Annotated in this window: 9 protein-coding genes; 7 read left to right on the forward strand and 2 right to left on the reverse strand. The window is 44.1% G+C overall.

All coding sequences use genetic code 11. The features are described 5' to 3' along the window. Positions 1-71 precede the first annotated feature (71 nt). Positions 72-1,163, reverse strand: a complete 1,092-nt coding sequence (locus MUB50_RS04980; RefSeq protein ID WP_110104271.1) for a prephenate dehydrogenase — start codon at positions 1,161-1,163, stop codon at positions 72-74. Positions 1,164-1,481: 318 nt separating this feature from the next. Here MUB50_RS04980 and MUB50_RS04985 point away from each other — a divergent pair, with 318 nt between their 5' ends. The 6 genes from MUB50_RS04985 to MUB50_RS05010 all read left to right on the forward strand — a co-directional run bounded on the left by MUB50_RS04985 (position 1,482) and on the right by MUB50_RS05010 (position 9,677). Next, positions 1,482-2,204, forward strand: coding sequence for a phosphatase (locus MUB50_RS04985; RefSeq protein WP_244790349.1), 723 nt, complete (start codon positions 1,482-1,484; stop codon positions 2,202-2,204). Between the two features lie 149 nt (positions 2,205-2,353). After that, positions 2,354-4,444: an elongation factor G gene (locus MUB50_RS04990; protein ID WP_110103913.1), complete on the forward strand. Its 2,091-nt coding sequence runs from the start codon at positions 2,354-2,356 to the stop codon at positions 4,442-4,444. 158 nt (positions 4,445-4,602) lie between these two features. Further along, positions 4,603-4,773: a hypothetical protein gene (locus tag MUB50_RS04995; protein ID WP_015525206.1), complete on the forward strand. Its 171-nt coding sequence runs from the start codon at positions 4,603-4,605 to the stop codon at positions 4,771-4,773. Next, the gene (locus MUB50_RS05000; protein WP_118515381.1) at positions 4,770-5,777 is read left to right on the forward strand and encodes a LacI family DNA-binding transcriptional regulator; all 1,008 of its coding nucleotides are present in this window, start codon (positions 4,770-4,772) and stop codon (positions 5,775-5,777) included. The genes MUB50_RS04995 and MUB50_RS05000 overlap by 4 nt, the downstream gene beginning before the upstream one ends. A 217-nt stretch (positions 5,778-5,994) precedes the next feature. Continuing rightward, positions 5,995-7,671 (forward strand): glycoside hydrolase family 13 protein, encoded by a 1,677-nt coding sequence (locus tag MUB50_RS05005; RefSeq protein WP_173753619.1) that lies wholly within the window; start codon positions 5,995-5,997, stop codon positions 7,669-7,671. A gap of 14 nt (positions 7,672-7,685) precedes the next feature. Continuing rightward, positions 7,686-9,677: a glycoside hydrolase family 31 protein gene (locus MUB50_RS05010; RefSeq protein ID WP_173753620.1), complete on the forward strand. Its 1,992-nt coding sequence runs from the start codon at positions 7,686-7,688 to the stop codon at positions 9,675-9,677. A 216-nt stretch (positions 9,678-9,893) separates the two neighbouring features. Here the strand turns inward: MUB50_RS05010 and MUB50_RS05015 are convergent, their stop codons facing one another. Then, positions 9,894-11,123, reverse strand: coding sequence for a dicarboxylate/amino acid:cation symporter (locus tag MUB50_RS05015; RefSeq protein WP_118624826.1), 1,230 nt, complete (start codon positions 11,121-11,123; stop codon positions 9,894-9,896). Positions 11,124-11,371: 248 nt separating this feature from the next. On the opposite strand from MUB50_RS05015, the gene leuS reads away from it, so the two are divergent. Further along, positions 11,372-13,792: a leucine--tRNA ligase gene (gene leuS / locus MUB50_RS05020; RefSeq protein ID WP_118515389.1), complete on the forward strand. Its 2,421-nt coding sequence runs from the start codon at positions 11,372-11,374 to the stop codon at positions 13,790-13,792. Positions 13,793-13,805: the final 13 nt, after the last annotated feature.

The following is a 13,805-nucleotide window of genomic DNA, read 5'->3' on the forward strand; positions in this document are numbered from 1 at the left end:
ATTAGTACCTGCCTGTATTGTTATTTTTGAAATACATGGCAGCAGATCAGATATCTGCTGCCGTTTATATATCAGCGTTCGCAGATCTTGTAATTACGTTTTGTAAGAAGCACTTTAGCCTGCTCCAGGGCTGCGTCTGTATAAAATTCGATCTTCAGAACGCCATCTTCAAATTCTCGGTTGTGGATAATACCGATATTTTTGATGTTGACCTTTTCTGTTGCAAGGATGGTTGCAATGGTTGCAATGGCACCGGCCTCATCTGCCACATCAATATAAAGGACATAGGAGCGGGGGATCAGGCTGTTGTCTATAATGTCAATGGAGTCACGGTAATCCTTGGAGCTTGCAAACATGTCAAAGATGTTGTCAGCTTCTTTGTTGTCAATGGAACAGCGGATCTGGATCAGCATACGGATAAATTCATCCAGAACCGTGGAAATGTTTTTCTGATTTTCCAGACAGATCTGTTCCCACATAACCGGTGAAGAAGAGGCAATACGTGTGATATCACGGAAACCGCCGGCTGCGATCATTTTCATATACTGGGCGTCGTTATCCAGAAGATTTACAAGATTTACGAGAGCAGAGGCTACAATATGAGGAAGGTGGCTGACTCCTGCCGTGATGAAATCATGTTCTTCTGCAGTGATAACAAGGGGGATCGCACCAAGAGAGGAGATCAGTTCTGTGAAATCAGAAATTTTTTCCAAAGCAACTTCTCCTCCCGGAGTGATGATATAGTAAGCATTTTCCAGGAGATGATCACTGGAATTGGAAAAACCGCTGCGTTCGGAGCCTGCCATTGGATGACCGCCGATGAAGCGTCCTTCAAGTCCGAGCTCGGTTACTTTTTCGTGGATAACGTTTTTTACACTGCCTACATCTGTGAGGATACAGTTCTCTCCAAGAGAAGCTTTGATCTTTTCCATGTATTCCACATTGAATTCTACAGGTGCACAGAGAAAAAGATAATCACAGTTATATAACTGTTCATCTTCAATATCACAGATCCCGTTGATCACGTTTAAACTGACCGCCTCTGCCAGAGCGCTTCTGTCTTTGTCAAAGGCAATCAGGCGATAATCCGGGTGAAATTTTCGTATGGTTTTGGCAATGGAGCCGCCAATCAGTCCAAGGCCGATAAAACCTATGGTTTTCATAGTACTTCAGAGTCCTTTCAGGTTACTTTTTACTTTTATTCTTTAATAGTGTAAATCACGGCTATATTGTAAAAGAAAGTGTGAAAAATGTCAACAAATGTTAGAGGAAACAGGAAGGCCATTTTTATAGCTGTTTACCGTAATGTTTTGCGAATAGGGAAGAGTAATAGAAAGTTACTGTTCATTGGTAATATTCCGCGGAGCGTGTTGCTGAGAACGGAGTGAACAGTAACAATAGAAAAAGGCTTGAGAAATCAGAGATTTCGGACGTATAATATAATAAGAAAAAACAATATAAGATACAGAGGAGAATTTAGCATGAAATATCAGTCAGTAATGGATCTTCACACACACACCGTAGCCAGCGGACATGCATACTGCACACTTCGCGAGATGGCCAGGGCTGCTTCCGATAAAGGTCTTGAACTCCTGGGGATCACAGAGCATGCACCGAAAATGCCGGGAACCTGTCATAAGTTTTATTTTCAGAATATAAAGGTAGTACCCCGTGAAATGTATGGGATCCAGCTGCTTCTGGGTTCGGAGGTGAATATCCTGGATGCGGCGGGAACGGTAGATCTTGAGCAGAAAACCCTGGAGAAGCTGGACGTGGTCATTGCAAGTCTTCATGTTCCATGCATCAGACCAGGCAGCAGGCAGGAGAATACGGAGGCCTATCTTAATGCTATGAAGAATCCGTGTGTCAATATCATCGGACATCCGGATGACGGAAGATACGATATCGATTATGAGGCGCTTGTACAGGGAGCCAGAGAATACGGTAAAGTCCTGGAACTGAACAACCACTCCATGGACCCTGACTGTAACCGTGAGAATGCAGGGGAGAATGATACCATCATGCTGGAATACTGCAAAAAATATCGGGTACCTGTGGTTATGGACAGTGATGCCCATTTTGACCTTCTGATCGGGGAGTTTGATCTTGCCAGAGACCTTCTGACCAAACTGGATTTTCCGGAAGAGCTGGTACTGAACCGTTCTGTGGATGCCGTGAAAAAGTATGTAAACCGGAAATTCTGAAAGAAAGACGACTGTTCTGTATTAATTGACGGTAATGCGAAAAATTTTCTGAAAAAAAGTTGTCAAAATTGAATAAAATACTTGAAATTTGCATGGAAATTTAGTAAAATGTGAACATATTAAGTAAGACAAACAGGGAGGTATTACATATGGACGTTTTCAGAACAGACCGAATCAGAAATGTAGTCCTATTAGGTCATGGTGGCGCAGGCAAAACAACACTGGCTGAGGCAATGGCTTATCTGGCAGGTATGACGAGCAGACTCGGACGTGTTGAGGATGGCAATACTGTCAGCGATTATGACAAGGAAGAAATAAAGAGACATTTTTCCATCACAACTTCTCTGATCCCGGTACCATGGGACAAGATGAAGGTAAATGTACTGGATACTCCCGGATACTTCGATTTTGTGGGAGAAGTTGAGGAGGCAGTCAGCGCCGCAGATGCAGCGATCATCGTTGTTTCCGGTAAGGCCGGTGTCCAGGTAGGAACACAGAAAGCATGGAATCTCTGTGAGAAATATAAGCTTCCGCGAATGATCTTTGTTACAGATATGGACGTGGATGATGTCAGCTATCGTGAGGTCGTGGAAGAGCTGACAGAGCTGTACGGCAAGAGAATCGCTCCTCTTCATTTCCCAATCCGTGAGGATGGTAAGTTTGTAGGTTATGTCAATGTTGTGAAGCAGGCAGGAAGAAGATATATTGACAAGGCCGGCAAGGAAGAATGCCCGGTTCCGGATTATCTGACAGAATATCTTGAGAAATATCATGAAACTCTGATGGAGTCTGTTGCAGAGACAAGCGAAGAGTTTATGGACCGTTATTTCGAGGGAGATACCTTCTCCGTAGCAGAGATTTCCGCAGCTATTGCAACCAATGTACAGGATGGAAGTATTGTTCCGGTATGCATGGGATCACCGGTGAACCTTCGCGGTGTATCTAACCTTTTGGATGATATCTGCGGTTACTTCCCAAGCCCAAGCGGACGTTCCTGCAATGGTATCGCACAGAAGACTAACGAGATCTTTGAGGCCAATTATGACTTTGCCAAGGCAAAATCTGCCTATGTATTTAAGACCATCGCGGATCCGTTCCTTGGTAAATATTCTCTGATCAAGGTATGCTCCGGTGTGCTGAAATCCGATGATACACTTCTTAATGTAGAGAAGGGAACAGAGGAGCGTGTAAACAAGCTTTATGTCATGGAAGGTTCCAAACCGATCGAAGTTCCGGAGCTTTTTGCAGGGGATATCGGTGCCATCGCCAAGCTTGGCAGTGTACAGACCGGTGACAGCCTTGCAACCAAGGCGAATCCGATCCTTTATCCAAAGGCTATACTTTCCACGCCATATACATACAAGAGATTTAAGGCAGTGAAGAAGGGTGACGAGGATAAGATCGCACAGTCCCTTGCCAAGATGATGACAGAGGACAGAACATTGAAGGTTGTCAATGACAGTGCAAACCGTCAGAGTCTGATCTACGGTATGGGTGATCAGCATCTGGATATCGTTGTCAGCAAGCTGAAGGAGCGCTATAAAGTGGATGTGGAGCTTTCCAAACCGAAGGTTCCGTTCCGTGAAACACTTCGTAAGAATTCAGATGTGGAAGGCAAACATAAGAAACAGTCCGGCGGACACGGACAGTATGGCCACGTTAAGATGCGCTTTGAGCCATCTGGTGATCTGGAGACACCTTATGTATTTGAGCAGGTAGTTGTGGGTGGTGCAGTTCCGAAGAACTACTTCCCGGCTGTTGAGAAGGGACTTCAGGAATGTGTTCTGAAGGGACCTCTGGCTGCATATCCAGTCGTTGGTGTGAAGGCAACCCTTTACGATGGATCTTATCATCCGGTAGATTCTTCTGAGATGGCATTTAAGATGGCAACTATCCTTGCCTTCAAGAAGGGCTTTATGGAAGCTTCTCCTGTACTTCTTGAGCCGATCATCTCCATGAAGGTTACAGTTCCGGATAAATATACCGGTGATGTTATGGGAGATCTGAACAAGAGACGTGGTCGTGTTCTCGGAATGAATCCGGATCACGAAGGAAATACCATCATTGAGGCAGATGTTCCGCTTCTTGAGATTTATGGTTATTCCACAGTCCTTCGTTCCATGACCGGTGGAAGCGGAGATTTCTCCTATGAATTTGCACGCTATGAGCAGGCTCCTAATGATATCCAGGAGAAAGAGATCGCGGCACGTGCAAGCAAGATTGACAGTGCTGACGAATAAACAGAGAGATCCTTTAAGGCAGAATAAAGAGTTGACAGGCTGCAGCATTTGCTGTAGCCTGTTTTTAGGTGCATTTGAAAATAAGCAGTCAGAGAAACGAATTGTGCTCATACAGGTTATTGAAGCATGAGCAAAAAGAAAAGAGAGAGGACAAAAAAATGTTAGTATGTGATTATATCGTGGAACAGATTGACGGAGATTATGCACATCTGAAGCGTGTGGATCAGCCGGAGGAGGAACTGAAAGTGGTTGCCAGAGCATTACTTCCGGCAGAAATCTATGAGGGCTGTGAGCTTCATTATGAGCTGATGCAGTATTCAATGAAATGATAAGGCTGCAGGATATCGCGGATATGGCAGGTGTCAGTCGTACAACCGTATCTAATGTGATCAATGGAAATACAAAACGGGTTTCACAGAGCACCATTGACCGGATCACGGCGATCCTGAAGGAGCAGAATTATGTTCCTCACATGGGATCTGTGATGCTATCAGGACACGGCTCAAGGATCATTGGAGTGGTTCTTGGTTTTTCCTTCATTCATGGTATGCAGTCTCTGCAGGATTCTTTTGTGGGAGAGATCACAGGAACGCTGCAGGTCGAAGCAGAAAACAGAGGCTATTATATTATGCTCATTGGCGGTGAACGGATCGATAATGTGGTAGATATGGCATCCCGTTGGAATGTGGAAGGTCTTATCATTATAGGGTATAATGAAGAACAGTATCACCAGCTTTCCAGAAAGCTGAATAAAAAAATGGTATTGATCGATGCCTATCCGAAGGGCGGATATAGCTTTCAGAATGTAGGAGTGGATGATTATTCCGGCGGATATCAGATCGGGGAATATCTGTATTCCTGTGGATACCACCGGGCACTTTTTGTTGCGGAAACAGAGCAGGACAGTGATTATGCCAGATGGCTTGGATTCAAACAGGCTATGGAAAAAAATGGCGGCTTCTGCAGCCGCTCCCGCTATGTGGTGGTTCCCCAGGAACCCCGGCGCAGACTGAAAAAATATGAAGAGCTGCTGCCTCATTTTCTGGAGACAAAGGCACTGGCATTTTCTTCGGATTACACAGCTGTGGAAGCCATCAATTTTTTTACAGACAAGGGAATCCGGATTCCGGATCAGATTTCCATTACCGGTTTTGATGATAATTTTTATGCGCAGATCGTCAGGCCAAAGCTGACCACTATTCATCAGGATATTCATCAGAAAGCAGTTCTGGCCCTGCGGAAGCTGCTTCTTATGGCAGAGGGAAAGGAACCTGCTGAAAAAAATGTAAAAAGCCCTGTCTGGCTTGTAAAGAGAGATTCTGTAAAAGAGTAGCAGGATCTCTTTTTTTATGTTGTGATGACTTTTCCTGGCGCCTTTCCGGAATGTGGTGGGAATTCTTTCGCCGGACAGCAGTGCTTTATTGTTAAAACTGCATAAAAAAAACAGAAAAGTTTGGCAGTAATTTAAGTTTCACGAGAAACCTGTTGATTTTAAAGGGTGAATAGGATATGCTGATTTCAGAATCAACAGAAAAAGGAGGCCATTTATCATGAAAAAAAGCTGGTGGAAAGAAAGCGTGGTATATCAGATCTACCCGAGAAGTTTTAAGGACAGCAACGGAGACGGAATTGGTGATATTCCCGGGATTATAGAAAAACTGGACTATCTGAAAGAACTGGGAGTAAATGTTCTCTGGATCTCACCCATGCTGGAATCTCCGCAGGACGACAATGGCTATGATATTTCCGATTATCGTAGGATCTATAAAGAATATGGAACCATGGAGGATTATGAAAAACTTCTTGAAGAAGCGCATAAACGGGGCATTAAGATCCTCATGGATCTGGTCGTAAACCATACTTCCGACGAACACAACTGGTTTATTGAAAGCAGGAAATCCAAAGATAATCCTTACAGGGATTACTATATCTGGAGAGAACCGGTGAATGGAAAAGAACCGAATAACTGGGGAAGTGTATTCGGAGGACCTGCATGGGAGTATGATCCTCAGACAGAGATGTATTATCTTCACCTGTTTTCCAGAAAACAGCCGGATCTGAACTGGGAAAATGAAAAGGTCCGTCAGGAAGTTTATGATATGATGAATTTCTGGTGTGAAAAAGGAATCGACGGTTTCCGAATGGACGTGATCAGCATGATCTCCAAGGATCAGTCATATCCGGATGGAGAAATGAACGGAGGATTATACGGTGATTTCGGTCCTTACTGCGTCCATGGCCCGAGGATCCATGAGTTTCTTCAGGAAATGAACAGAGAAGTTTTATCCCGATATGATGTGATGACAGTTGGAGAAACCTCCGGTGTGACTATCGAAGAGGCACAGAAATATGCAGGTGAGGACAGGAATGAGCTGAACATGGTATTTCAGTTTGAGCATGTAGAGGGACAGGGATCAGAACATGGCAAATGGACTACTGAGAAATACGATTTCCAGGAATTTAAAAAGGTTATGATCAAATGGCAGGAAGAGCTTGCGGGAAAAGCATGGAACAGTCTGTTTCTTGGAAATCATGACCAGCCAAGAAGTGTTTCCAGATTTGGAAATGATAATCCGGCATACAGGGAAACTTCAGCCAAGATGCTGGCAACCTGTCTTCATATGATGCAGGGAACTCCTTATGTTTATCAGGGAGAAGAGCTTGGAATGACCAATGCTTATTTTACAGAGCTTAAGGATTATCGTGATATCGAGAGCATTCAGTATTTCCATGAATATACAGAAGCAGGTATTTATACACCGGAATACATGATGAAGTGCCTGATGCTGAGAGGACGTGACAATGCCAGAACACCAATGCAGTGGGAGGATTCTCATCAGGCCGGCTTTACGGAGGGAACGCCATGGATCAGGGTAAACTCCAATTATAAGGAGATCAATGCGAAGCAGCAGCTTTCAGACCCGGATTCTATTTTCCATTATTATCAGAAGCTTATCCGTTTAAGAAAAGAAAAACCGGTGATCGTTTACGGTGCTTTCGAGGCACTTTACAGAGATCATGATCAGATTTTTGCATATACCAGAACCCTTGAGGGAGAGAAGCTTCTCACAGTCTGCAATTTCAGTGAGCATGTGGCAGAAATGGAAATTCCGGAAGAATTTCAGAAAAATGCAGAATGTCTGATCACAAATCTTGGAAGAAAGGATTTTGAAAAGAAAGTGCTCATGAAACCTTATGAGGCATTTGTTCTTTACAGAAAGCTGTAACAGGAGAGGGAAAAATGATAAAAAAATATGTATATGGAGAGCCCTTTGAGACTGAGGCACTGACAGAAAACATTGAGACAGAAGAGGGAAAACCAGGGTATGGAGAAATCTGTGCAGAAGACGGTTTTTCTTTTACTTATATCATGGATGAAGAGGATATCATTTATGGACTGGGAGAATCCAACCGCGGTATCAACAAGAGAGGATTTATTTACACCAGTAACTGTACCGATGATCCGGAGCATACCGAGGATAAACATTCCCTGTACGGTGCACATAATCTCATTATTGTGTCCGGAAAAGAAACCTTTGGAATGTTTTTTGACTATCCGGCAGCGATCACCTTTGACATTGGCTATACCAGAATGGATACCATGAAGGTGACCTGCGAAAATGCAGACCTGAAGCTTTATGTGATCGAAGGGGAGAGTCCCTATGATATTGTAAAGCAGTTCCGGCATGTGATCGGAAGAAGCTATATCCCGCCGAAATTTGCCTTTGGATTTGGTCAGAGCAGATGGGGCTATACTACAAAAGAGGATTTCCGGAAGGTTGCAGCCGGATATCGTGAAAATCATATTCCCATTGATATGATCTATATGGATATCGATTATATGCAGTCTTATAAGGACTTTACATTAAGTGAAGAGAATTTTCAGGATTTTCCGGAATTCGTAAAGGAACTGAAAAATCAGGATATCCGTCTGATCCCGATCATCGATGCCGGCGTCAAGGTAGAGCCGGGATACGATGTTTATGAGGAGGGTGTCAAAAACCGCTACTTCTGCCAGAGAGAGGACGGCAGTGATTTTGTAGCTGCTGTATGGCCGGGGGATACTCATTTTCCGGATGTATTGAACAAAGATGCCAGAAAATGGTTCGGTGACAAATACCGTTTCCTGATCGAGAAGGGAATCGACGGTTTCTGGAACGATATGAATGAGCCGGCGATCTTCTATTCCACAGAGGGAATGAAAGAGGTCAAAGAGCTTGCAGGAGAATTTGCAAAAGATACGGAAGGAAAGATCCATATCTGGAATATGCAGAGCGCACTTCGCAATGCAGCAAACAATCCTGAAGATTATCGGAGATTTTACCATAATGTGGATGGCAGAAAGATCCGCCATGACAAAGTCCATAACCTGTTTGGCTACAATATGACCAGAGCAGCAGGGGAGGCTTTTGAACGGATCGATCCGGAAAAACGTTTTCTGATGTTTTCCAGATCATCTTATATTGGTATGCATCGCTACGGAGGAATCTGGACCGGCGATAATAAATCTTGGTGGGCTCATATCCTTTTGAACCTGAAGATGATGCCATCTCTGAATATGTGTGGTTTCCTGTATGCGGGAGCAGATCTGGGCGGATTTGGCGCTGATACAACAAGAGAACTGCTGCTTCGTTTCCTGGCACTTGGAGTATTCACACCGCTGATGCGTGATCATACAGCGATTGGTACCAGAGAGCAAGAATGCTACCAGTTCGAAAATGTGGAGGATTTCCGCCATGTGATCGGTGTAAGATATCGTCTTATTCCATATCTTTACAGTGAATATATGAAGGCTGCTCTGAACGATGATATGTATTTCCGGCCGTTAGGCTTTGTTTACCCGGAGGATAAGATTGCCGTACATGTGGAGGATCAGCTGCTCCTTGGAAATGAGATCATGATCGCTCCGGTTTATGAACAGAACGCAAGAGGCCGTTATGTATATCTTCCGGAGGAGATGAAATTTGTGAAATTCCTTCCGGACGGAACCATTGCAGAGGAGATCCTGGAAAAAGGTGTACATTATGTGGAAGTGGCACTGAATGAGATCCCGCTGTTTATCCGGAAGGGGAAATGTATTCCGGTTGCAGAAGCAGCGGAATGTGTGGCAGCTCTGGATACAAAAAATATGCAGCTTCTCGGATATGAAGGTGCGGAGTATACCTTATATGAAGACGATGGAATCCATAAGGATTACGACAGAGAAGAAAATTACCGTGTTCTGAAAAAATAAAGTCAGCAAAATGAAATATAAATTTCTGTGTTACATCATTTACGTTAGACATTATAAAGAATATAGGATGTGAACAGTTGATAAACAGAAAAGCCGTAAGTATATGTGAAAGTTTCTTAAACATATATCTTACGGCTTTTCTGCTATTGATTTACATAAAATATATTATGTAAAGTAATTTGTGCTTTGTTTAAATAACACTTCAGAAAAATCTGTTTATGCTTCTTCCTCAATCTTGATAACATTTTTCAGTACAGAGCAGCATGCCATGTCACCGATAACATTGACACAGGTGGCGCCCATATCACAGAGGGTATTGATGCTGATATAAACACCAAGAACCCCGGCAGGAAGTCCGGCCATAGTTGCCAGTGCTGCGAAAGATGCGATAGCACCACCGGGAACACCTGGAGTACCAACGGAAAGCAGTACGTTTGCAAGAAGGATAATGATCATAAGAGGAATACTTACATGGATTCCGCAGGCGTTTGCAAAGAACATGATCATAAAGGACATCAGGATAGATACAGCATCCATATTAACGGTAGCACCAAGAGGAATGGCGATGCTGGTGATCTGGTTGGATACGCCCATTTCTTCTTCCATACACTGCTTGCTTAATGGAATGGTTGCGGAGCTTGAGCAGGTTCCGAAGGCGTTCAGTGCTGCCGGCAGGATCGCTTTCAGGAATTTCAGCGGACTCTGTTTGCCGATCAGCTTTACAGAGAGACCGTACACTACAATAGCGAAGCCAAAGAATGCCACATACAGAATAACAAGCTGTGTTGCAAGGGAAATGATCGTTTCAGTTCCGTTGGCTTCCACAACCGGTACGATGGTACAGAAAACACCGATGGGTGTAAAGTACATGATGGTTGTGATGATCTTCAGGCATACTTCATTGACGGAATCAATCAGATTCAGGAATGGAGTTCCTTTTTCACCGACTGCGATCAGTGTGAAACCGATGATCAGGGCAAACACCAGAACCTGGAGCATGTTTCCGTCAGCAAATGCGGCGATTGGGTTGGAAGGGATCAGGTTTTTCAGGGTATCAAGGATACTGCTCATTTCTGTAGCCTGAATGTCTGCCGTTGCCATCTCAAATTTGACTCCCTCTCCGAGATGGATCAGTCTCGGGATGATCAGTCCGCACAGGCTGGCAAGTGCCGTTGTGCAGAGAAAATAGATCATGGATGCTGCAGTGATCTTGCCGGTAGTACGTGCGTTTCCGATGGAACAGATCCCAATGACAATGGAACAGAAGACCATGGGAAAGATCATCATGTTCAGGGCGTTCATGTAGATACTTCCGATCAGACTGGTCACAGTGAGGACAGGTTCAAACCGTCCGGCCAGGAAAAGCCCTGTGAGAATACCCAGGATCAGTCCTGTAAAGATCGCACCGGTAATATGCTTCCGGTACCAGGAATAAAAAGATTTCATTTATGCGTTCCCTCCTAAGATAAATATGTATGTATAATATAGGAAAATACATGCAGGAAATTATATCATGTGAAAAAAGAAGCGTCAACTAAACCAGGCCAGGATTGCAGGTTCATGTATATTTTGATGGAAAAGGGCTGTTTTTGGATTTCTGTTTGACAAATACATCATAAGTAGTTAAAATTAATAGCAGTGTGTGAAAGCATTAAAGTATTAATACTGAGTAATTTGTCAGGAGGAATAAAAAAATGGCTGCACCTTATAACCATAGAGCCATCGAAGCGAAATGGCGCACAAACTGGGAGAAAAAGCCGGTAAATGTCAATGATGGCAAGAAACCGAAATACTACTGTCTGGATATGTTCCCGTATCCGTCCGGAAACGGTCTTCATGTAGGACACTGGAGAGGCTATGTGATCTCTGATGTATGGAGCCGCTATAAAATGCTCCAGGGTTATTACCTGATCCACCCGATGGGATGGGACGCTTTTGGTCTCCCGGCTGAGAATTATGCCATCAAGATGGGTGTTCATCCGGCAGTATCCACAGCAGCAAACATCAAAAATATCAAACGTCAGATCAACGATATCGCAGCAATCTATGACTGGGATATGGAGGTTAACACAACAGATCCGGAATTCTATAAATGGACACAGTGGATCTTTGTAAAAATGTTCAAAGAGGGTCTTGCATATGAGAAGGAGTTCCCGATCAACTGGTGCCCTTCCTGTAAGACAGGTCTTGCAAACGAAGAGGTTGTAAACGGATGCTGCGAGCGTTGTGGTACTCCGGTTACCAAAAAGAACCTCCGTCAGTGGATGCTCCGCATCACAAAATATGCAGACAGACTTTTAAGTGATCTGGATAAACTGGACTGGCCGGAGAAGGTTAAAAAGATGCAGACAGACTGGATCGGCAAATCCTACGGCGCAGAGGTCGATTTCCCGGTTGAGGGAAGAGAAGAGAAGATCACTGTCTATACAACAAGACCGGATACTCTTCACGGAGCAACATTCATGGTACTTGCACCGGAGCATGCTCTTGCAAAATCTCTTGCAACAGACGAGACAAGAGAGGCTGTAGAGAAATATATCTTTGATGCTTCCATGAAATCCAATGTAGACCGTCTTCAGGATAAAGAGAAGACCGGTGTGTTCACAGGTACTTATGCGATCAATCCGCTGAACGGTGAGAAGCTTCCGATCTGGCTTTCTGACTATGTACTTGCTGATTATGGTACAGGTGCTATCATGTGTGTACCTGCTCATGATGACCGTGACTTTGAGTTCGCAAAGAAATTTGATATTCCGATCATCCAGGTTATCGCAAAAGACGGTAAAGAAATTCAGAATATGACAGAAGCTTACACAGAGGCTTCCGGAACCATGATCAATTCCGGTGAGTGGAACGGAATGGAATCTTCCGTACTGAAGAAGGAAGCACCGCATATCATCGAGAAGCTGGGCATCGGACGTAAGACTGTCAACTATAAACTGAGAGACTGGGTATTCTCCCGTCAGCGTTACTGGGGTGAGCCGATCCCGATCGTACACTGCCCGAAATGTGGTGCGGTACCGGTACCGGAGGATCAGCTTCCGTTAAGACTTCCGGAGGTAGAAAGCTACCAGCCGACAGGAACCGGAGAGTCACCGCTTGCAGCTATTGACGAGTGGGTAAATACCACATGCCCATGCTGTGGTGCTCCTGCAAAACGTGAGACAAACACTATGCCTCAGTGGGCAGGATCTTCCTGGTATTTCCTCCGTTATGTAGATAGTAAGAATAATAAAGAACTGGTTTCCAAAGAGAAAGCGGATAAATATCTGCCGGTAGATATGTATATCGGTGGTGTAGAGCATGCTGTTCTTCATCTTCTGTACTCCAGATTCTACACCAAGTTCCTGTATGATATCGGAGCTATTGATTTCGATGAGCCGTTTGTCAAGCTGTTCAACCAGGGTATGATCACAGGTAAAAACGGAATCAAGATGAGTAAATCCAAAGGAAATGTTATTTCACCGGATGATCTTGTAAATGATTACGGATGTGATTCCTTACGTATGTATGAGCTGTTCGTAGGACCGCCGGAACTGGATGCAGAATGGGATGACAGAGGAATCGATGGCGTATCCAGATTCCTGAAACGTTTCTGGACACTGGCTCTTGACAGCATTGAGAAAGATATCCCGGCTACCAAGGAGATGGAGAAAACTCGTCATAAGATGGTATATGATATCACCAGCAGACTTGAAGCATTCAGCCTGAATACTGTAGTGTCCGGATTTATGGAATACACAAACAAGCTGATCGCTATCGCAAAGCAGAATGACGGTGCTGTTGACAAAGAAACCATCGAGACAGTTACCATTCTTCTTGCGCCATTTGTTCCTCATATTGCAGAGGAGATCTGGGAGAAGCTTGGTCATGAGGATTCCATTTTCCATGCACAGTGGCCGGCTCACGATGAGGAGCTTATGAAGGATGATGAGATCGAGGTTCCGGTTCAGATTAACGGCAAGACCAAGGCTGTTATCAGTATTCCGGCAGAAATCTCCAAAGAAGATGCGATTGCCGAAGGAAAGAAGGCAGTTGCAGATAAGATTTCCGGAAATATCATCAAAGAGATTTACGTACCGAAGAAGATCATCAATATCGTAGTAAAGAAATAAGATATATTAAAAA

This window comes from Blautia sp. NSJ-140, from assembly GCF_022868965.1.
Taxonomy (GTDB): Bacteria; Bacillota; Clostridia; order Lachnospirales; family Lachnospiraceae; genus Blautia_A.